The following is a 21,501-nucleotide window of genomic DNA, read 5'->3' as shown; positions in this document are numbered from 1 at the left end:
GTGCTCCTTGAGGTCCTTGTGCTCCTTGAGGTCCTTGTGCTCCTTGAGGTCCTTGTGCTCCTTGAGGTCCTTGTGGTCCTTGCGGCCCTTGTGCTCCTTGCGGCCCTTGTGCTCCTTGCGGCCCTTGAGTTCCTTGAGTTCCTTGTGCTCCTTGAGTGCTATTTACATTCACTTTCACTTCTTGCTTTACATTTTGTACTTGTTTAGATGAGCATTTACATTGTCTATGTCCACAATCCGGACACTTTTTTTTGTCACATTTACATGGTCTATGTCCGCACTCCTTGCACTTTTTATCTTTACCCAATTTTTCACACCCCTTTACATAAAACATTACTTTATCTTATGAATTTAAGATTTATTGGATTGGGTAAAAATAATGAAGAACACCTAATTTTTAAACACAGAACATTTTTTAAATACCTATTCTTCTGTTTAACAACGGAATTGAATTGACAACTGAGGAAAAACAAGCGATCACATTGTAGGTTAAGGAGTCAGAAATTTACCGGGGATTAAAGGATTTAGGAAACAAATCGCAAAATTGATATGTAGATACATCAAGTTAAGAACCAAAATAAAAGTACTCATAAAATTGTAATATTGGTGCCATTTTTCTAATTAAAGCATAACATGTAATACCCAATTTAGTATTCCTTTAGAACAAAAATAAAGTCGTGCTTCTATATGTCTTGTCTTGTTATCCGGTGGATTGGTCGGTGTTACGGATATGGCGCCTTCTGTTATGCCGACCTGTATTGGTCGGTTTTTTTCAAATTTGATTTCTATTAAGGGAACCGCACCATTATTATACTTAACTCGGTTACATTTTTTCCTCTGAGGTACCAGAGTAATACGGAATGTTCTCTTTTTCTGTAGATAAAGGGTTTAGCCTACGAATTCAAAAAAACATTAACAGTGGTCCTTTTTCTGTTGGTGATTCGTTGAAAAAAGTAGAAAAATCCTAGGGGCCGCTGGAAGATCTGGTTTGCACATACCCTAAAGATGTTCTGTCGGCTATTTTTGGAGTAAGAGAGAGTGCTTTTAACTCCATTCCTTCTGAACAGGTATATATCTATCAGGAGGAGGTATCAGGTTCACTGGAAAGTCAAGAAGTCCAGTTACCCTACGGGGAAGTCCCTTTTACCTTTAAGCACGAGCTGTTGCTGCAAACACCAATCAAAACATCTCGTGGTAGTGTACGAATTGTGGATTCTTCCAACTTTCCAATTTTAAAAACAATCGCAGCAGCACTTGTTAAGATTGAACCGGGTGCAATTATCCGACATTCCCAGCCCTATAATCAAATGTACGTGCTGCTCCGTTTCCAGTAAATACAGTCATTGCCCTTGTCCGGTAAGTTAATACTGCCACTCGTCGTTATTTGGATGCCAATGAAGTTCTCTCCATGGGTACAGAAACGTTATGTTTTTAGAGATGTTCAAAAGCGACAGCCTTGAAGATGTGTCATTGAATCAATGGATGGCACTGACTCTTAAAGAAATAGCCTAAATGTTGGATCAGAATTGCTGGAATTTCTACGCAAGGAGGAATGGTTAGTTGTGAAATATCCCGGGTTTTCCTACTATCCAAAAAACAGGTAGATAAGAGTGGTTTTGTTTATCCATATAGTTATGAAGGTGATTACTATGTACAAGATAATTTACGACCACGCAACTGAGACTACTCAAGCTGTTATAAAAACAAGAAATAGTTCGATGGTTGGGGAAAATAATTCTTACCCACTGCAACCTCATAGAAAATTAATTGGTCGGATATATATAAGTTGGTAACAGCTTCATCCTTAGGTAAGTTTCTATCAATTCCTTTTCGCCATTAATCGCTTCCCTTATTGGTTTATTTAGCTTATTTATGTTTTTCAATCTAAGAAAAGTATCTTTCCTATTAGTTATATCAATAGAAATATTTATTAGTGCGTTTTTTAGTGCTCTTTTTACTATTTTAGTGTGGTCTTTTAGGGGAGATTCGGAATCAGCACGGCATATTGTTCGTAATTCGGCCAAATTGGTCACTGGTTCTAGAGTAAGTATGAGTACTTTTACCGGTAGCCCAGGAGTTGGGAGAGGCATTCGCAACGTTGTGTGACTGGGGCATTTTCAAACCAGGGACAAGTAGGTATTTCTTTGCAAAAGGTTTATGCTCATGAAGAAGTCTATGATCGTTTTGTTGAAAAGTTTATAGTGGCAACGAAACTATCAAAATTAGGTGATCCGCTTGACCCAGAAACGGATGTTTCCGCATTGATCTCCCCAAATGATGTGAAAGACCCTCAATTGGATTGAGAAGGCGAAACAAGATGGAGCCAAGATTGCAACAGGTGTAATAGAGGAAGGCAATATCCTTCATCCGGCCGCCATATTAGATGCTGATACTTACTCAAAGGTATCTGGAACCGAAATTAGGGAGTGCAAAAGCATGGCTTATTATGCAGCAATCTTACATATGATTGATGCCGAAAAAAATATGGAAGTACGTCCACAGCATATCTAGTACTTAAACGAACTTGATCGTAATGGGAAGGTTTTTGCAAGAGGCCTTTTGCAGATGGATAAGGTGGCTTGGTCGTCTATATTGCAGACAAATTTGAAGAAGCACTCTCATTAGCGGAAAATGACCCCCACGTTGTACATAAGGTTCGTAGACTGGAATTAAAAGAGTGGAACATTTAATAAAGAAACGTTATGAGTGCGTGTCATTGCAATGAAATTTAACCGGGAACTTGAGACAGTTCCTTCATTTATTGAGAGGGGTTGCCAAGGCAACCTTTTTTTTATGCATGTGCAGGTCAACTCCATAATGAAAAGATAAAGTTCTAACAATAGTGAGTAACGATATTAATCAGCCCTTACTAGCCTTTGATAACTGCCAGTTGTTAAACGTGATATTTCCCCTTTATATTAGGGGAAGGGAATAGTTTTTGATTGAACTTGATCATAAAAGAACAGAACCTTTGAATTGGTTCTGTTCCTATTTATTATTTGAACTTTTGCACTTCTTCTTTTCCCTCGTATTTGTTATCTTTCAATATGCCGATTTCTTCAATATGGTTTCGTGCCGTTTCATCCCCTAATTTATAAATGAGGGCATAAAGTCTTTTCATGGCTGCATCGTATTTATCATTTGCCCGGTCATGATGATAGAGAAGGTAGGGCACATGTGAACGGGCGTATGCCTCCAGGTCATCTGTCCGGTGTTCCTCCAGGCATTGTTTCAATTCTGCAAGTTCCTCATCAGTGGCGTGTATAGTGAAGCTCGGATTCTCTTCAAGTTTTTGTCCGAGTACGTCGCCGCTGACCAAATCAACATGGTATGTCTGTTTTTCCTGCATCATTCTGCACATCATCCTTTCAAGGGTTTATCTATTCTGTACCACTATTTGTAAAAAGTTAATCATGGACGTAAACATTCCCTTAATGAAAAAGATAGGAAATAGAGGTATCAGTTATCTTATCAAATGGTATAAGATGGGTTTAAAGAAAATTATGTAAAAGTGAGGAGTGACATAGTGAAGAGATCAATCATGGTTATTTTTTTTGTGTTGATTGCTTCAGGCTGCGTAACAAGGAATTATGATTCCAATATGGATTTAGGGAAAGGTCAGTTGAATGAGGAAAATTATTTAGAAGCCCATGAGGCATTTGAATTAGCTTATAAAGAGGCGAAAACACCGGAAGCAAGGGAGTTAATGGATCTTTCAGGTTTTCTGGCAAGTGGGATGAAGAATTACGACGAACAGGATTTTGGTTCGGCCAAAAGCGATTTTGAAAAAGCAACCGCATATAAAGCAAAATACCGGGAAGGTAAACAAATGGTTTCAAAAGCGGTGGAAATGCACCCGTTATCAGACTCGGCCACAATCGAAACTGTAGAGGGGAATGACGAACCGGTAGGGGAAGCAACCGAGGACGGATCCAAAGTAGAAGATAAGGCGGTAACGGAAACGAAAGGTGAAGGAATCAAGGGTTCAGTCAGTACATTAAGTAAATCTCAGGCGGAAAAGCTTGTGAAGGGTTATGTGGACATGGAAAATTTCCCTGATTTACATATCGAATATGATCACGATTCCGAAAAGGGTGATTACATTTTTCATGTATTCGAGGTGGATGAACCTAGTCAGAAAAGTGGCCACAAAACCACTTGGGGCTGGTATGGCGTGAATAAGAAGACGAAAGAAGTGTATGAAGTCATGTAAGGAAAACTGAATGGTCGGTTTGAAGGCCCTTGTTGAGGCCTTTTTTATTTTGTGGCGCGACAAAGTACAGGATTCGATAAAATTTAATGATTTTTGTAAAAAGTTTGCCTCATTCTTTATTTTCTTAAGAATTTTTTAATATTTACTGTTTATGATGGAGCCAAGTAAAGGACAATCTAGGAGGGATAAAGATGGAGAATTATAATGGTGATGAGCAAGTCAGAGTCAAGGCAGAACGGAAAAAGGGTAAATCTCTTTGGGTAACCAGTCTTGTTTCCGGAACGGTTGCTTCTATGGTTACATCGTCTGTATTTCTATTTGGCGGGGATTTTATAGATCAAGGGAAAAGTCCGGTGAATGAGTCAACCGAAACGGCAGGTGTACAGCAAACGGAAAGTGTTGAAAAGGATAAAAGTGTCACGGCGGAAAAGTTATCGACAAGTACGGATTCAAATGATAGGGCAGATATGGTCGAATCAGCATCCAAATCGATTGTAGGGGTCGTGAATTTACAGGAGATGCAAAACCAGAACCCGTACCAGCAGCAAAGCACGGGGAGAGAAACGGTTGAGAGCGGCACAGGCTCAGGGGTCATTTATAAAAAAGCTGATGGGAAAGCTTATATCATCACGAACAATCATGTTATTGAAGGAGCTAAGGAAGTCGAAATTTCATTGTATGATGGACAAAAGGCAACGGCAGCAGTTGTCGGCGCGGATGCTTTGACGGATTTAGCGGTTTTGACAATTGATGCCTCGAAAGCACCGGAGGGAATTAAATTCGGTAATTCTGATAGCATGCGTCCAGGTGAAGAAGTATTGGCAATTGGCAACCCACTTGGACTTGATTTTTCACGATCGGTTACACAAGGGATCGTCAGTGCGACCGGACGCTCCATTTCAGTCGATACCTCGGACGGGGAGTGGGAACTCGATGTCCTTCAAACAGATGCAGCGATCAACCCCGGCAATAGCGGCGGTGCATTGATCAACACTGCTGGGGAAGTGATCGGCATAAACAGCTTGAAGATTTCCGAAAACGGTGTAGAAGGCTTAGGGTTCGCCATACCGAGTAATGATGTGATTCCGATTGTTACGGAGCTGATTGAAAATGGGAAAATCACGCGCCCATATTTAGGAGTCAGCTTGGCCAGTATGGAAGAACTGCCGCAATATTACATTCAAAATGTTCCTGAAGCCGTAAAGTCCGGTGTAATGGTGACGAGTATAGAAGCAGGATCGGCTGCGGCGAATGGGGGGCTTAAGCAACAGGATATCATCGTTGAGATTGATGGAACGAAAATAAATACTGCCGCTGCATTAAGGAAGTACTTATATACGGATAAGAAAATCGGCGATAAAGTAAAGGTTAAAGTATATCGGGGTACTGAAGAGAAAACGGTAACGTTAACCTTGCAAAAACGATAGAAAGAGGTAGGGCCCCTGATTTTCATCAGGGGCCTAAGTTTGTAGACAAAAGGGGTTCGGAAATAAAAAATCCGAACCCCATTTTCCCTTTGAATTTTAGACGATTTTTGAAACTTACCATGCCCATTTGGCCATCTTCTTTAAAATAAAAGCAGCGAAAGTAAGCATCTCCTGCATCGACAATTTTTTAAGTCCCTTAATGTAATCCAACATATACCATACTTGTAACAATAAAGATTGAGGCTAAAAGTTTTTATCTGAAAGTCAAAACAAAGTTGATTGGAACGGACGGTCCCGAGACTCTTGAGGGGAAAGCGAGTGCATGGAGTGGAAGACAACGTTCAAATTGTCCAAACCCCTATTTAATAGTATACAAAAGGTTAATATAGGGAAAATAGATAGTGTATTCGCACTGTTTTACAGATTTTCCCTATAGTCTTGAATACCTAAAAGCTAATAGTGGCGCGTTCTATTTGTCAAGGTTTTCATTGTGTATATGTTAAAAAATAGAAAAGATTTGACAAATTTGTGAAATGTCATAAAATAGAAAGAAAGGGGATGAAATTATGGAAGCTAATCAGAAGATGTTAGATGCAGTGAAATGGGTATCGGGCACAGGTTGTGTAATCGGAATTATTATTTTTGCTTTAAGTTTCTTTGTAAGCGATTACAATAAGGATTATATATTTACCGCCGTTGGAATCGCCATCACACTAAGCGCAGCTGCAATTTTTCTAGTTGGTATATTTTTTGTCCTGACAGAAGAAATGGTAATGAAAACACATAAAGGTAAAAGAATTGTACCGGAAACGACTAAAATCATAAAAATGAAAACAAAGGCTAACACTCAAACAAAAAGAAGTACAGAATTCAGTAACTAAAACGAGGAATATAGCATAATGAACTTGCATTCTATCATCAGATTTACTAACATGGTTGAACATAACCAGTTGTTCTTCTTTCTAAAGAATTTGAGTCAACATGATCCGAATGGTTGAATGCGCTTTCATTTTACAGAGAGCTTGAATTGATTACCAGTTGGCTTTTTAATACAATACAATATACTGGGCTCGTCATGTACAAAAAAATATTTCAAGTAATCCTTTGTATTTGAAATACTAACGATGTGCTTGGGTATTCAAACCAAACTGCCTGAACGCCAGGAAGTTTTCACTTTGCATTTTGAACTATATCCACGAGAAAAGGACACTTTTAAAAAGTCCTTTTTTTGTGGTTTTTTTATGTGTTTTTCCCTGAAGATACAAAAGGGATGTCGTTGATTTTTGAATAGTGAGTTTCCAAAATCCGGAGTTGATTGAACCACCAAATGTACTCTTTTGTAAAATGGTTTTTGTCCAGTCCGCTGATATTGATTGATAAACAACTTGACTAGTTGTAACAAGTTTGACTGACCACTGAATTACTTCACCCACGACTAATACTAAACGCCTGTTTAGGAATACTGAAAGGGCAAAAAGTATTGCGAGGATAAAAAACACAATTACATTTCACACTCGTTGTTTCCTTATATATATATAACATTGACCAGTGTTGGATCATAAAGGTATTGAAGCATGGAAAAAACATCGTGTACAAGGCGGCTACCATTTACCAGGTTCTATGGCCGAGTGAAAAAAATCCGCTATAAATCATGTTTTTCAACGAAAGATAACTAATTAACAGGATAGGTAATATAATTCATAATCTTTAGAAGTTTTGAGGCAATATACGCGGTGAATATAATGTGAAGATTTTATTTCATTATACTAGAGTAATATTAAACGGAAAGTGACCGGTATTATCTGCAATCCTGTACTGATAAGTGAATTTTCCAAAGGTAATTTATTAAACATTTATTATATTTCATTTGCTGAAGATTTTCGAACATTTCTGTTCATTTACCATCTTCTTACTGCTCTTTATTGAACTTTATGTGACAGATGTCACTTTGTATTGTCTTTTTTTACACTTGGGATTAATATTGGTATGTCGGGGTTTGTGAACATGGTAACACTTTGTCCGAATAATTACCAATTGGAATTTTATTATGTAAGAAAGGGGTAGTACTATGAAAATAAAATGGGCTCTATTAACTATACTTTTTACAATTGCCACTGTGCTAACCGGTTGCGATAACCCATTAATGGTCTTGGACCCTAAAGGGCCAGTAGCTGCAACACAAGCAGATGTTATTATGATTTCGATATGGACAATGGCCTTTGTCGTCCTTGTCGTTATGGTACTTTATATCTTCATGATAATGAAGTATCGTGCTTCCAAACAGCGTGATGATTATGAACCACCTCATATTGAAGGAAGTAAGGTTCTTGAAATAATTTGGGTTGCGATCCCAATTTTGATCGTCGCTTTCCTATCCGTTGTTACTGTTAAAACAACAAATGAAGTTGAGGCAACACCTAAAGGGTACGGAGATCAAGAACCTTTAGTTATTTACGCTTCATCTTCCAACTGGAAATGGCATTTTAGTTATCCGGAAGAAGATATCGAAACGGTCAACTATCTGTTTATACCGACTAACCGACCAATTGAATTTAAACTTTACTCATTCGGTCCAATCTCAAGTTTCTGGATTCCACAACTTGGAGGACAAAAATACGCGATGTCGGACATGGTTAATACGTTGCACTTAGCAGCTGATGTACCAGGTGAGTATATGGGTCGAAATTCAAACTTCAGTGGTTCAGGTTTTGCTCAGCAAACGTTCAACGTAAATGCATTGTCAGCAAAAGATTATGATAAGTGGGTAGATGAAATTAAAGCTACTGCTAAACCGATTACTGAGGAAAAATTTAATGAATTATTAAAACCTGGTCATGTGGGACAATCCACTTACACTGGAACTCACTTAGAGTTTTCACCAGCTCCTGAAGGGGAAAATGCTGGTCATGACCACGGATCTTCTGATACTGAAGAAAATGATTCCAAGGATTCACACGAGGAACATTCAGAACACAGCAACATGAATCATGATCACTAAGAATTAATTTCGTTCGATAAAACAACTAGGTTTACAAGATAAGGAATATTTTCCTGAAAGGAGTCACAAAAGTATGGATTACTTTGATCGATTTGCCGTACCTCATCCAAGTCCTGCGATTTATGCATCCATGGTTGCCATTGGTTTAACCATGATTGCGGTTGTCGCCGGAATTACCTATTTTAAAAAATGGGGTTACTTATGGCGTGAGTGGTTAACAACGGTTGACCATAAACGTATTGGTATCATGTACATCTTGTCAGCACTGCTTATGCTTTTCCGTGGTGGCGTCGATGCTCTTATGATGCGTGCTCAAACGGCTATTCCAGATAACGGTCTTTTGGATGGACAGCATTATAATGAGGTATTTACAACACACGGGGTCGTCATGATCCTGTTCATGGCTATGCCATTTATCATTGGGTTAATGAACATTGTTACACCATTACAAATTGGAGCGCGTGACGTAGCATTCCCACGTCTGAACGCAGTAAGCTTCTGGTTATTCTTCATGGGGGCAATGCTATTTAACATCTCTTTCGTAGTCGGTGGTTCTCCTGATGCAGGCTGGACATCTTACTTCCCGCTGGCAAGTAACGATTTCAGTGAATCAGTCGGTTCGAACTATTACGCGATTGCAATTCAAATTGCTGGTATTGGTACATTAATGACTGGTATCAACTTTATCGTAACCATCTTGAAAATGAGAGCACCTGGTATGAACTTAATGAAAATGCCAATGTTCACATGGTCTATCTTGATCACAAACTTCATCATCGTTTTCGCTTTCCCTGTATTGACAGTGGCACTTGCGTTGATGACAATGGATCGTCTATTCGGAACTCAATTCTTTACGATGGCCAATGGCGGTAGCGATATGCTTTGGGCGAACTTGTTCTGGGTTTGGGGACATCCTGAAGTTTATATAGTAATTCTTCCAGCTTTCGGTATTTACAGTGAAATCATTTCGACATTTGCACGTCGTAACCTGTACGGGTATAATTCGATGGTTATCTCCATGGTAGCTATTTCCACTCTATCTTTCGTTGTATGGGCTCACCATTTCTATACAATGGGTCACGGTGCAATGGTTAATGGTATCTTCTCGGTTACCACGATGGCAATTGCCGTCCCGACTGGTGTTAAGATCTTCAACTGGTTGTTCACACTTTGGAAAGGTAAAATCGTATTTACCGTTCCAATGCTATACTCTTTAGCCTTCATTCCGATTTTCACGCTCGGTGGGGTAACAGGGGTAATGCTTGCCATGGCAAGTGCTGACTACCAATACCATAATACAATGTTCTTAGTAGCTCACTTCCACTACGTTTTAATCCCTGGTACTGTATTTGCCGTACTTGCCGGTTTTACGTACTGGTGGCCAAAAATGTTCGGTTTCATGTTGAGCGAAAAAATTGGAAAATGGTCGTTCTGGTTCATTACAATCGGCTTTAATGTAACATTCTTCCCGATGTTCATCACTGGTTTAGATGGGCAGGCACGTCGTATGTATACGTACTCTGAATCAACAGGGTATGGTCCATTGAATATGCTCTCTTTCGTTGGAGCGATTGGTTTAGCAATAGGATTTGCACTTATTGTGTACAATATCTATTGGAGTACTCGTTATGCATCAAGAAATATCTCGAACGATCCATGGGATGCACGTTCTCTAGAGTGGGCTACACATACACCAATCCCTGAATATAACTTTGCAATTGTACCAACAGTTGATTCTACAGAAGCATTCTGGGATTCAAAGAAAAAAGGCTTCAAATTATTTAGCGGTAAAGTAGAAAAGATTCATATGCCAAATAACAGTGGCGTGCCGTTTATCATGAGCTGTATCTTCTTCGTTTGGGGCTTTGCATTGGTATTCAGCATGTGGATCATTGCAATCATTGCAACGATCGGTATCTTTGCTTGTATGATTCACCGTTCATTCGAAAAAGATCACGGACGTTATATCTCTGTTGAAGAGATCGAAGAAACTGAAAATAAATTGCGAGGTGCTAAGTAATGAAAATAGATAACTCGCTGCCACTAGAATATAGCACGGAAGAAAATCGCTTAAAGATTTTTGGATTCTGGGTTTTCCTGGGGGCAGAAATAGCTCTTTTCGCTACACTGTTCGCCACTTATTTTGTCTTAGTTGATGGTACTGGAAATGGTCCAACAGGGGAACATCTTTTTAAAGTCCCTACATTAATGTTTCAAACAATCTTTCTATTAACTAGTAGTTTTACGATAGGTCTTGGAATCAATGCAATGAGACTTGGCAGGCAGAAAGCAACGATTGGTTTCTTCATTATCACCCTTATTCTTGGTTTAGGCTTCTTAGGAGTCGAAATTTATGAATTCGTGGAGTATGTACATGAAGGAGCAACGATTCAAACAAGTGCTTTCTTATCTAGTTTGTTCACATTACTAGGTACGCATGGAGCTCACGTTACACTTGGTTTATTCTGGGGAACCTTCATCGTCATGCAGATTAAAAAGCGCGGTATGACTCCACAGACAACAAACAAGGCTTTCATCTTTTCACTTTACTGGCATTTCTTGGACGTTGTCTGGATTTTCATCTTCAGTTTCGTCTATCTGAAAGGAATGATGTAATATGAAAGAATTATTCCCACGGGGCCAAGTTATGGGATTTGCCTTTTCGCTAGTCCTGACTTTGGTCGCACTATCAGTTATTGTGTTTGATCTCTCACTTAAAATGGCTGTGATCATCCTACTTGTTACAGCTTTCATGCAAGCTGCACTTCAATTTGTTATGTTCATGCATGCAGGAGAGTCTGAAGATAAAGCATCGATTTACACAAACGTTTATTACGGATTGTTCGTTGCATTGGTTACAATTTTCGGTACATTGCTAACAATGGTTTGGGGATATCAATAATCCATTCCGGAAAAACTGGGCGTCTTGATGACGCCCGGTTTTTTTGTATTTAAAAGTAGTAAGTAGAATTTCATATACGGCTTTATCCACTTCATACTTTTAAGATGTTGATGAACCCATTTTGTTTAGTATAACCATTTCGGAACATTATATGTATAAACGGATAATTGTCCCTATCGAAGTTTGGCCGTGCGTTCAAATAAAAATTGTTTTACAGAAGTAACGTTAATAGAACGTACAGATTTTCTAAGAAAAGCTGTCGGACCTTTTGATATAATAAGCGATATACGCATTTATAAACGCAGCGGAGATGATGAAATTGACATTGCGGGTCTGATTTTGACCATTATCTTAAGTTTGTTAAAAATATTGGTTTCCTGCCTTCCAACCGATGCAGTTAATTGGATTATCAGCAAATTTAAAATACACTCAGAAATTAGTGACGAGAATGCGATTGTAACCTTTGACGGAAAACGTTTGGAAGGTGTAGAAAAAAATTCAAGTCATTAGTTATTTTAATAACGCTAGATTTTTGAAAAAAAATCATATATTCCCAGGGAACGAGCAATTGTTTTTACACCCAGAGAACAGTGGGATTCCATTGGTCATTGATACTAAAGGAAGCAAAAAGGATGTTAGGTTATTTGTATACATTTACAATGACCACGTCGATGTAGTCAAACAGTACAAGAAGAAAGTCATTTCTTATAGTCTTCTTTCAGATAGCCTCCAAGAGCATTCCGTGCCATTAATAAGTAAATTAGTTTAATAAAAAAATGACGGTCTCGTTAAGGACCGTCTTAGACTGTAGACAATTTAACCGTTAATTTCCGCTCCAGGCACTCGCTTTCCCCGCAGGAGTCTCGTAACCCTGCGTTCCAATTAGCTTTATATAGAACTCTTTTGTCTATAAACTGAGACCGGTTTTTAATGAATTTTATTAAAAATCTAGTACACAAACTGACGTCATAATTTTAGTTTTTTTGGAAAATGCAATTAAAAGAGAGGGGATTACTGTAAGAGGTTCTTTCATCGTGCATATGAAATTATTTATATTGTAATAAAAAAGCAGGTATCTATTGCGATGCCTGCCTTTTTATGCTTTCCATTGTTTTTCAACTTGATGAAGCGCTTGTTGTAAAATTACTTCATGATCCGTATCCGGTTTAGTAAGGACGTTAGTTTGATAAGATTTTCCTTGAAAATCAACCGTTACCGTAACTTTTACCATTATGCATCTTTCCTTTCCTAATTCAGAATTAAATGGGGTGGTTGTACCTATTTCTTTAATACCCGTGACAGAGGATTTTTCAAACATTTCAAAAGTAGTAAAACATAAAGAATTAATATTCAAAATTATCTGATATTTTTAAGGGTGTGTCAACACTTTTTTTTGACCACCCTATTTCCCGGCACAATAAAAAACGGCCTGGCTTGTACTCATGGCTGTCAGGTCGTTTTTGTAAATGAACTATATTCATATTTTAGTCAAGATAATGCCGATTAATGCTGCAAGTACGCCGGCAACTTGATAGTTTTTTAGTTTTTCCTTGAATAAATAACATCCTGCGAATACGACAACTAAACAGTTCAGGCTGACGACAGGGAAGATGATGCTTGCGATGCCAGTGTTCAACGCAAAGAAATAACATCCATAGCCTATAGTGCTTAAAAGGCCCACCAAGGAACCGATTTTGACTTCCTTTAGCTTGATTTTTTCCTTTTTAAAGGCCAGAGCCGAAAGAAGATAAAGAGTTCCGCCTCCATACATTGATACCAGGATATCAAGGGAATTTAAATGAAGACGTGTTGATGTCGTCATAAGAATGCCTAGCACACCAAAAGATAAAATGGATAATAATGTGTGCATCATCCAAGGGACATATTGATGGTTGCCTTTAGCATTAGGTGTATACTGAATGACTAATGTAGCGAGAAACATGCAGACGATTCCAGTCCACTGCAAAGTAGAAATATGTTCGTGAAAAATTAAAGCAGCACAGAGAATGGGGAATATTGCATTCGCTGCGATTAAAGGAGATGTCAAGCTTGCCGGTCCTTTTTCAAAGGCGCTTGCCATCTGGATATTACCATTAGCGTTCAGTACCCCAATGGCTCCACCAAGCATGATGGACAGCCAGTTAAACTGTAAACCATCCACAGATACTCCATAAGATATGGCCAAAATAAAAGCTGAAAAATAAAAGAAAAATTGGATATGTACTTTTGAGTAACCCTTTCCGCTACTCCATTTAAAAATGCTGTTATTGATTCCAAAACATAAACTCGTGATGAGGGCTGCAAAAATCCACATTGACGTAATCTCTTCCTTCATGTAGGATAAACTTCTTCTACATTTTAAGCTGAATGCATGCTGGAATCAAACCAAATTTTAAAAGTATGATTGACAGATTAGATATTTTTTTCTATATTTACTATGACAATTTTAAAATATTTCCCGATAAACGGGAGAGGTTCATAGCATCACCCTCTTAAAAAAACTATGGCTTTGATATTTTTCGCGAATCAACCATATCTTTGAGGAGATATGGTTTTTGTTATATAGAGGCCCATTTTATGAATCTCCCTGAAACGTGGGATTAGGAGGACTTTTAATGTCTGGAAGAAAAGAAGAAGAGTTAAAAAAAGATATCACACTGCTTGGGAATCAAGGAACAAAATATACATTCGACTATGCGCCTGAAATCCTTGAGTCATTCGATAACAAACATCCGAACCGGGATTATTTCGTCAAATTCAATTGCCCGGAATTCACTAGCTTATGTCCGATAACGGGCCAGCCGGACTTTGCGACCATTTACATCAGCTATATTCCAAGTGTGAAAATGGTGGAAAGCAAATCATTGAAACTTTATTTATTCAGCTTCCGCAATCACGGTGATTTCCATGAAGACTGCATGAACATCATCATGAATGATTTAATCGAATTGATGGATCCTAAATATATTGAAGTCTGGGGCAAGTTTACACCTAGGGGCGGAATTTCCATCGACCCTTACACGAATTATGGGAAACCAGGTACGAAATATGAGGAAATGGCGGATTACCGCTTGATGAACCATGACTTATATCCTGAAACCGTGGATAATCGCTAAAGAATAGGAGAGACAATGGGCAAATGCCCGTTGTCTTTTTTAGTTTTTTAGCTATTATCGATTAGTGGTCTTGTTGTTTTGTCCTTTTTAAAAACACAATTGTCCTCCTGTAACGGAATTTACACTTGATTGTTTCGAGAAAAAGCGTAATAATAGGGAGAGTTAATTTTGACAGAATATTTACGAAAATAGGGGTTGTCGAGATGAAAGTTGCAAAGTTTGGTGGAAGTTCACTTGCGTCAGGTGAACAGTTGAGAAAGGTATTCGAAATTGTTGTTTCTGATCCAGAGAGGAAGATTGTAGTCGTTTCGGCTCCAGGGAAACGCAATTCCGATGATATAAAGGTGACGGATTTATTGATTGAAGCTGCTGAACAGCAACTGCGCGGGGATAACGGAGAGCATTTGATAAAAGATGTCGTATCCCGCTATGCGAGCATTGCTGAAGAACTGGATATATCAGAGAGTGTCGTCACTGGGATCCGCGAAAATTTAATGGCGCTGTTGCATGCAGACCAAACTAACCCGAAGCGCTATTTGGATACTTTGAAGGCCAGTGGCGAGGATAATAATGCAAAGCTGGTCGCAGGTTATTTCCAAAGCCTTGGAGTAGAGGCGCAGTATATAAATCCGAAGAAGGCTGGCTTGATCGTAACGGATGAAGGTGGATTTACCAAGGTGCTTCCAGAATCTTATGATCGGTTATATGCTCTGCGTGATGAGCCTGGAATCGTAGTATTCCCAGGGTTCTTCGGTTATACGTTAGATGGTGATGTTTTAACCTTCTCAAGAAGCGGTTCTGATATTACGGGTTCGATTCTTGCGAATGGGGTCAAAGCTGATTTGTATGAGAACTTTACGGACGTGGATGCCGTTTATGCGGTGAATCCAAATGTGGTTTCCAATCCAAAGGGAATCCGGGAATTAACTTATCGTGAAATGCGTGAACTTTCTTATGCAGGTTTCTCGGTATTTCATGATGAGGCGCTGATTCCAGCATTCCGAGCGGGAATACCTGTCCATATCCAGAATACGAACAATCCGGCGGCACAAGGGACCCGCATTGTAAGTACACGGGATAATACGAATGGGCCGGTTATTGGCATTGCAAGTGATAAAGGATTTTGCAGCATTTACATTAGCAAATATTTGATGAACAGGGAAGTTGGTTTTGGCCGGAAACTGCTGCACATCCTCGAAGATTATGGAGTTTCATATGAACATATTCCATCGGGCATCGATGATGTGACGCTTATTCTAAGGCAGGACCAGATGAAGGGTGAAGCCGAGAAGAAAATCATTTCACGAATCAAGAAAGAGCTTCATGCTGATGAAGTGAATGTGGAGCATGATCTTGCCTTGATCATGGTTGTAGGGGAAGGAATGCGCCATAATGTCGGTACAACGGCAAGAGCGTCAAAAGCCTTGGCCGAAGCAAAGGTGAATATTGAGATGATCAATCAAGGCTCTTCGGAGGTAAGCATGATGTTCGGTGTGAAAGGGCATAACGAAGAGACGGCAATTCAGGCATTATATCACGAGTTCTTTTGAGAATAATAGTTCAAAGACCTCCTTTTAGAAGGGGGTTTTTGTGATTAATCTTTTAGTCATTATACAAAACGCTGGATTTTTCATCGGGTTCTTTATGATAGTGACAATGACTGTTTGGGGGTAATCATTCCAAGCTAACAGACACGCTGTATGGATCAGGCTGTCTGTCTTAATTTAATGCCCATTTGTCAAGTGGCTAAAGCAATTGGAGGAGAACGGAGTTGATGCTCTTGAAACGGATAAAAAGGGGGCGTCCAACCTCTGAATACATCACTTTCACCAAATCATAAATGAAAGAGATGTCGATGGCAGCATCAAGTTAACGGGCAAAATGATTCACTGGCACGAATTGATTTAAAATAATTAATTCGAGTTGTTCTTGCTGAATAGCATCATGTTTAGAAAGCATCCTTATCACCTCAAGTTTAATACTTCTATATAATAAAAAAGAATGTAGGATTGAGTTCTATCTTTATATTAAAACAAAGTGGATTGGAGTGTAAGGCTGCTAGGGAAGACACCGCAGGCGTAAGCCGAGGGGACTCCCGGAATGAATGCCCGCGGAAATCGAAAGCCCTACGTTACAACCGTCAAATTGTAAAAACTATAAAAAAACTGTAGACAAACTCGATTTTCATCGAGAGTTTGTCTACAGTCTGAGCCTCCAATTGAGGATTGGTGGTTTTTCTTTTATATTAGTCCAAGATGGTCAGTATTTGATCGATCTCTTTCCTTGGACGTGGAGTGGGGATCATATCGGGATAGCCGACGTGAAGGCTGCCGACGATCTTCTCTCCTGGTTTCACGCCTAAAGCTTCACGAAAATCCATGCTGTGTATCATGCCGTATGTTTCCCATATCATCCCAATTCCTTGTTCCCAGGCAAGCAGACTGAAATTCTGGATCAAGGCACTTGTGGCCGCATAATCTTCTTCACGTGTCATGGGATTCGGATTCTCTTCCATGATCACCGCGACAAACATCGGTACACCTATAAGTTTATTATATCCTCGCTGTCCGGCGTCTTTTTTCTTTTCAGGGTCCTTCTCTTTGTTGGCCATGAATGCACTGGTTGCTTCCGCGAGTTTTAAACGGCTATCACCATGCACCACGACGAAGCGCCATGGTTGGGTCATTTTATGGTTCGGTGCCCATGTCGCAGTTCCCAATAATGATTGGATGGTATCAATAGGAACAGGAATGTCCTTAAATCGTTTGATGCTGCGCCGCTCTTTAATGATATCTTCTAGTTTCATGATCATCCTGCTCCTTTAATCATATATGTAAGTTTAATAGTTTAAAAAAATAATCCCCGGCTGCCTAATATGCTTCCAGCGTGAATAAATTACTTGAATAAAGAGGGGGCAATATTCTAGTGACTTGCATTCGCTAATGAGCATATAATTTTACTAGGCACAGAGAAGCCGGGGCGACATTGTAGCTTTGTACAATATCAAAAGGGTACGATAAGAGAATATCGTAATGCTTATCAAATTTCAGAGAGCGATAATGAAATTGAAAATCATTATCAATTAGAATTTTCGCTTATTTCGTATAATTTGTCAAGGGTATTTATAAAAAAAATTCAACATATTTACCAATCCTTTATAATAGTTAAATTCTTTTAAAAAATCTGTATAAAAATGTATAATGAGAGGATGAAAAGATGCTATCTACATATGAAGAATCGAAGGGTGTCATAGATGAAAAATTTGTCCTCATTTCTTAAGCCATACTGGCTTTTGATCATTCTTGCTTTATCCTTAATGATTGTCGAGCTCGGGGTAGAGCTGTTACAGCCTCTATTTATAGCAAAAATAATTGATGATGGCATTTTGCAGAAAGATTTATCGGTGGTGATTAAATGGGGAAGTGTCATGGTTGGACTTTCCGTTTTTTCATTCCTTGGCGGGATCGTTAATTCCTTTACGGCATCACATGTAAGTCAAAGCTTTGGACATGATGTAAGGAAAAGCCTTTTTGGTAAAATACAGGCGTTTTCTTTTGCGAATTTGAATAATATCCCGACTTCCTCGTTGATAACAAGGATGACGAATGATGTGACCCAACTTCAAAATACGGTTTTTATGGGCTTGCGCATCATGGCAAGGGCGCCATTGATCGTAATCGGCGGGGCGATAATGGCAATTACGGTCGATTTGAAACTATCCCTTGTTTTGGTCATTTCAATTCCGGTTCTTGTCTTCTTCCTTAGATGGGTGATGAAAAGAGCGGCCAAGCTGTTTAAGCTCGTGCAGAATAAACTCGATAACGTCAATGGCGTCATGAGGGAAAACCTGATAGGCATGCGCTTGATCAAAGCTTTTCTTCGTAAGGAGCATGAGATCGGCCGATTTGACGATGCGAATGAAGAGTTGAAAAGAAAGACTGTGACTTCCCTTCGTTTAATTGAAACGACTATGCCTGTGTTGATGCTTGTCATGAATGTGGCGATTCTGATCATTCTCTGGCTTGGAAGCGAATTTATAACAACGGGAGATATACAGATAGGGGAGGTTGTGGCGATCGTTAACTATGCCACGAGGATTGCTGCATCCCTTTCCGTTTTTTCATGGCTGATCATGGTCATTTCCCGTGCGAAGGCTTCAGCGGAACGAGTGACGGAAATATTCGAAACCCCGATAGACATTGATGAAGGCAAGGCGGAAAGCAAGAGTGAGGCCGTCAATGGGGGAGGCATCAAGTTTCTGGATGTATCTTTCCGCTATCCTGGAACCGAAACCCCGATATTGAAAAACTTGAGCTTCTCCATCGATCCAGGAGAATCGCTTGCCATCATAGGAGCGACGGGATCTGGGAAAACATCACTGTTTCAGCTGATTCCAAGATTATACGAAGTTGAAAGCGGCTCCATTCGAATTGATGACCAGGATGTAAAAGATATTCCCTTGAATTCGCTGCGGAAAAGAATCGGCTATGTTCCGCAAGAGGCCCTGCTTTTTTCAGGAACCATAAGAAATAATGTCGCTTGGGGGAAAGAAGATGCCTCGATGGAGGAAATCGTGACAGCGGCCATGCATGCTCAGGTACATGAGACCGTAAAGAAACTTCCGAAACAATATGAAACCCAGTTAGGACAAAAAGGTGTGAATCTGTCCGGAGGGCAAAAACAGCGCTTATCGATAGCAAGGGCATTGGTGCGCAGACCAAAGATTCTCCTTCTGGATGATAGTACGAGCGCGCTGGATTTAAAAACGGAAAGTAAATTGCTTGCTGCTTTAAAGGAATATACATGCACAACGCTTATCATTACACAAAAAATCAGTACAGCTATGGAGGCGGACAAAATATTGTTGCTGGAAAGCGGTCAAGTGCTTGCGCTGGGGAAACATCAGGATTTGATGAAAACAAGCGATCTTTATCGAAAAATCGTTCACTCACAGTTTGGGGAGGAGGGGATTTCTCTTGAGTCGAAGAACATCTCCCGATAAGGCAAGGGCTAAACCGGTCAACTCCTGGAATACGATAAAAAGGATCATTCCCTACTTAGCAACAAATAAAAGCCTGCTATTTTGTGTCCTTTTCATGGTGCTGATAAGCTCGGTTTTGGGATTGCTTGGCCCTTTTCTTGTTGGGATGGCCATTGATGATTATATTGTCACAAGAGATAGCGGGGGGCTGATCAGCCTTCTTTTCGGACTTCTCGGGGTCTATATATTCTATTCGCTATCCATGTGGCTTCAGAATTATTGGATGATCGGAATCGCGCAGGATACGGTTTATGCGATGCGCAATCAATTGTTCAAAAAGCTTCACCAGTTGTCCATTCCCTTTTTTGACCGGCGTCAGCATGGGGAATTGATGAGTAGGGTCACGAATGATATAGAAAATGTCAGTTCAACTTTGAATAGTTCTGTCATCCAGATTTTTTCCAGTGTACTGACACTGGTCGGGACAATCGGAGTTATGCTGTATTTGAGCCCTTTATTAACTGTTCTAACATTATTAATCGTTCCTCTTATGTTCTTCGGTCTGAGGTGGATAACTAACCGGACGGGAAAGCTGTTTAAAGAACAGCAGAAGAATCTTGGAGAACTGAATGGGTTTATAGAAGAAACGATTTCCGGACAACGGATTGTAAAGGCTTTTTCACAGGAAGATAAAGTGATCCGGGATTTTGTCATCCGGAGTGAAAACTTAAAGAAAGCTGGTTTCCTATCACAATCATACTCTGGGCTGATTCCGAAATTGATGAATTTGCTGAACAACTTAAGCTTCACGGTAATAGCTGCTGTCGGGGGGTTTTTGGCGCTGAGTGGCATAGGGACGGTTTCCATCGGGGTCATTGTTATTTTCACCGAGTATTCAAGGCAATTCACCCGTCCCCTCAATGACCTTGCTAACCAATTCAATACACTACTCTCGGCTGTTGCTGGTGCGGAGCGGGTTTTCACCATACTTGATGAAAAAGAAGAGGAAGTGGATGAGAAACAGGCCTCTGAACTTCGTGATGTCCGTGGTGAGGTGGAATTTAAGGGTGTTTCCTTTTCGTATAATGATGAGGAGCAAACGATATATGATGTTGATTTCCGTGCGGAAAAAGGGGAGACCATCGCGCTTGTAGGTCCCACTGGGGCAGGTAAGACTACGATCATTAATCTTCTAGCCCGTTTTTATGAGCCGAACAGCGGCCGGATATTGATTGATGGCCAGGATATCCAACAGGTGACGAGGTCCAGTCTCCGTAAGCATATGGGATTCGTTTTACAGGATTCATTTTTGTTTCAAGGTACGATTCGTGAAAATATCCGCTACGGCCGTCTGGATGCCGAAGATGAAGAAGTGGTGGACGCAGCCAAGCTTGCCAATGCCCATTCCTTTATCATGAAACTGCCGGATCGGTATGATACCATCCTGAATCAGGATGGCAATGGAATAAGCCAGGGACAGCGCCAGCTATTATCGATTGCCAGGGCTATACTAGCCGATCCCGTTCTTTTGATTTTGGATGAAGCGACAAGTAGCATAGATACGATTACAGAGCTTAAAATCCAGGAGGCTTTACACCGTTTGATGGAGGGAAGGACAAGTTTTGTCATTGCCCACAGATTGAATACAATTCAGCAAAGTGACCAAATCCTTGTACTTGATGAAGGAAGGATCATTGAAAAGGGATCCCATGAAGAATTGTTGCGGCAGAGGGGTTTTTATTACGAACTGTTTCGCAGTTCATTAAGGGGAAACCAGATTGGATGAAGATAGAATGTGTGCCGTCAGGGCGCACATTTTTTGTGTTGGTCCCGTTATTAGGACCTTAAACCTGGGAAAAAACGC

At 39.9% G+C, this 21,501-nt stretch carries 17 protein-coding genes, 4 pseudogenes and 1 riboswitch; of the genes and pseudogenes, 16 read left to right on the top strand and 5 right to left on the bottom strand.

What is annotated here, in order from left to right; translation table 11 throughout:
• Together ACFVSH_RS01260 and ACFVSH_RS01255 are read left to right on the top strand one after the other, a co-directional pair.
• The coding region (locus ACFVSH_RS01260; RefSeq protein ID WP_387704408.1) for a hypothetical protein at positions 1-207 on the top strand (207 nt) is incomplete at its 5' end.
• 777 nt (positions 208-984) lie between these two features.
• Positions 985-1,278 (top strand): annotated as a pseudogene (locus tag ACFVSH_RS01255) (oxalate decarboxylase); the annotation flags it as partial.
• A gap of 3 nt (positions 1,279-1,281) precedes the next feature.
• On the opposite strand, the pseudogene ACFVSH_RS01250 reads toward ACFVSH_RS01255, so the two are convergent.
• Positions 1,282-1,406, bottom strand: a pseudogene (locus tag ACFVSH_RS01250) (cupin domain-containing protein); the annotation flags it as partial.
• A gap of 2 nt (positions 1,407-1,408) precedes the next feature.
• Here ACFVSH_RS01250 and ACFVSH_RS01245 point away from each other — a divergent pair.
• Together ACFVSH_RS01245 and ACFVSH_RS01240 are read left to right on the top strand one after the other, a co-directional pair.
• Positions 1,409-1,604 (top strand): annotated as a pseudogene (locus ACFVSH_RS01245) (oxalate decarboxylase); the annotation flags it as partial.
• Between the two features lie 540 nt (positions 1,605-2,144).
• Positions 2,145-2,303 carry an aldehyde dehydrogenase family protein gene (locus tag ACFVSH_RS01240; RefSeq protein WP_387601817.1) on the top strand — a complete coding sequence of 53 codons (159 nt, stop codon included), beginning with the start codon at positions 2,145-2,147 and terminating at the stop codon, positions 2,301-2,303.
• Between the two features lie 692 nt (positions 2,304-2,995).
• Here ACFVSH_RS01240 and ACFVSH_RS01235 read toward each other — a convergent pair.
• On the bottom strand, positions 2,996-3,352 hold the full coding sequence (locus ACFVSH_RS01235; protein ID WP_342614994.1) for a hydrolase: 357 nt from the start codon (positions 3,350-3,352) through the stop codon (positions 2,996-2,998).
• A gap of 174 nt (positions 3,353-3,526) precedes the next feature.
• Between ACFVSH_RS01235 and ACFVSH_RS01230 the strand changes: the two genes are divergently transcribed.
• From ACFVSH_RS01230 to ACFVSH_RS01195, 8 genes and pseudogenes are all read left to right on the top strand, one after another.
• On the top strand, positions 3,527-4,213 hold the full coding sequence (locus ACFVSH_RS01230; protein ID WP_387601821.1) for a hypothetical protein: 687 nt from the start codon (positions 3,527-3,529) through the stop codon (positions 4,211-4,213).
• 191 nt (positions 4,214-4,404) lie between these two features.
• Positions 4,405-5,640, top strand: coding sequence for a S1C family serine protease (locus ACFVSH_RS01225; RefSeq protein ID WP_387704406.1), 1,236 nt, complete (start codon positions 4,405-4,407; stop codon positions 5,638-5,640).
• A gap of 566 nt (positions 5,641-6,206) precedes the next feature.
• Positions 6,207-6,521 (top strand): hypothetical protein, encoded by a 315-nt coding sequence (locus tag ACFVSH_RS01220; RefSeq protein ID WP_260286521.1) that lies wholly within the window; start codon positions 6,207-6,209, stop codon positions 6,519-6,521.
• Between the two features lie 1,187 nt (positions 6,522-7,708).
• Positions 7,709-8,638 carry a cytochrome aa3 quinol oxidase subunit II gene (qoxA, locus tag ACFVSH_RS01215; RefSeq protein ID WP_377395253.1) on the top strand — a complete coding sequence of 310 codons (930 nt, stop codon included), beginning with the start codon at positions 7,709-7,711 and terminating at the stop codon, positions 8,636-8,638.
• Between the two features lie 73 nt (positions 8,639-8,711).
• Positions 8,712-10,658 carry a cytochrome aa3 quinol oxidase subunit I gene (gene qoxB / locus ACFVSH_RS01210; protein WP_387601829.1) on the top strand — a complete coding sequence of 649 codons (1,947 nt, stop codon included), beginning with the start codon at positions 8,712-8,714 and terminating at the stop codon, positions 10,656-10,658.
• Entirely contained in the window at positions 10,658-11,254 is a 597-nt protein-coding gene (gene qoxC / locus ACFVSH_RS01205) for a cytochrome aa3 quinol oxidase subunit III (protein ID WP_387601832.1), read from the top strand. Before qoxB ends, qoxC begins: the two co-directional genes overlap by 1 nt.
• Position 11,255: 1 nt before the next feature.
• Positions 11,256-11,540 carry a cytochrome aa3 quinol oxidase subunit IV gene (gene qoxD, locus ACFVSH_RS01200; protein ID WP_076370787.1) on the top strand — a complete coding sequence of 95 codons (285 nt, stop codon included), beginning with the start codon at positions 11,256-11,258 and terminating at the stop codon, positions 11,538-11,540.
• Between the two features lie 324 nt (positions 11,541-11,864).
• Positions 11,865-12,309, top strand: a pseudogene (locus ACFVSH_RS01195) (YfmQ family protein).
• 327 nt (positions 12,310-12,636) lie between these two features.
• Here the strand turns inward: ACFVSH_RS01195 and ACFVSH_RS01190 are convergent.
• Both ACFVSH_RS01190 and ACFVSH_RS01185 read right to left on the bottom strand, forming a co-directional pair.
• Positions 12,637-12,771, bottom strand: coding sequence for a BA3454 family stress response protein (locus tag ACFVSH_RS01190; protein ID WP_192207721.1), 135 nt, complete (start codon positions 12,769-12,771; stop codon positions 12,637-12,639).
• A gap of 246 nt (positions 12,772-13,017) precedes the next feature.
• Positions 13,018-13,875, bottom strand: coding sequence for an EamA family transporter (locus tag ACFVSH_RS01185; RefSeq protein ID WP_228467604.1), 858 nt, complete (start codon positions 13,873-13,875; stop codon positions 13,018-13,020).
• Between the two features lie 130 nt (positions 13,876-14,005).
• Positions 14,006-14,051, top strand: a riboswitch (PreQ1 riboswitch).
• Between the two features lie 104 nt (positions 14,052-14,155).
• On the opposite strand from ACFVSH_RS01185, the gene queF reads away from it, so the two are divergent.
• Together queF and ACFVSH_RS01175 are read left to right on the top strand one after the other, a co-directional pair.
• The gene (gene queF / locus ACFVSH_RS01180; protein ID WP_061461394.1) at positions 14,156-14,656 is read left to right on the top strand and encodes a preQ(1) synthase; all 501 of its coding nucleotides are present in this window, start codon (positions 14,156-14,158) and stop codon (positions 14,654-14,656) included.
• Positions 14,657-14,859: 203 nt separating this feature from the next.
• A complete protein-coding gene (locus ACFVSH_RS01175; RefSeq protein ID WP_387601836.1) occupies positions 14,860-16,206 on the top strand; it encodes an aspartate kinase in 1,347 nt (448 codons plus the stop codon).
• A gap of 695 nt (positions 16,207-16,901) precedes the next feature.
• Here the strand turns inward: ACFVSH_RS01175 and ACFVSH_RS01170 are convergent.
• A complete protein-coding gene (locus ACFVSH_RS01170; RefSeq protein ID WP_387704404.1) occupies positions 16,902-17,462 on the bottom strand; it encodes a nitroreductase family protein in 561 nt (186 codons plus the stop codon).
• A gap of 447 nt (positions 17,463-17,909) precedes the next feature.
• Here ACFVSH_RS01170 and ACFVSH_RS01165 point away from each other — a divergent pair, with 447 nt between their 5' ends.
• On the top strand, positions 17,910-19,658 hold the full coding sequence (locus ACFVSH_RS01165; RefSeq protein ID WP_387601842.1) for an ABC transporter ATP-binding protein: 1,749 nt from the start codon (positions 17,910-17,912) through the stop codon (positions 19,656-19,658).
• Positions 19,633-21,423: an ABC transporter ATP-binding protein gene (locus ACFVSH_RS01160; RefSeq protein ID WP_387601844.1), complete on the top strand. Its 1,791-nt coding sequence runs from the start codon at positions 19,633-19,635 to the stop codon at positions 21,421-21,423. Before ACFVSH_RS01165 ends, ACFVSH_RS01160 begins: the two co-directional genes overlap by 26 nt.
• The last annotated feature ends 78 nt before the right edge of the window (positions 21,424-21,501 follow it).

Source organism: Peribacillus sp. NPDC058002 (genome assembly GCF_042886655.1).
Lineage (GTDB): Bacteria > Bacillota > Bacilli > Bacillales > DSM-1321 > Peribacillus > Peribacillus aracenensis.
The sequence above is the reverse complement of the archived record's forward strand: the minus strand, read 5'-3'. Positions and strand labels throughout refer to the sequence as shown.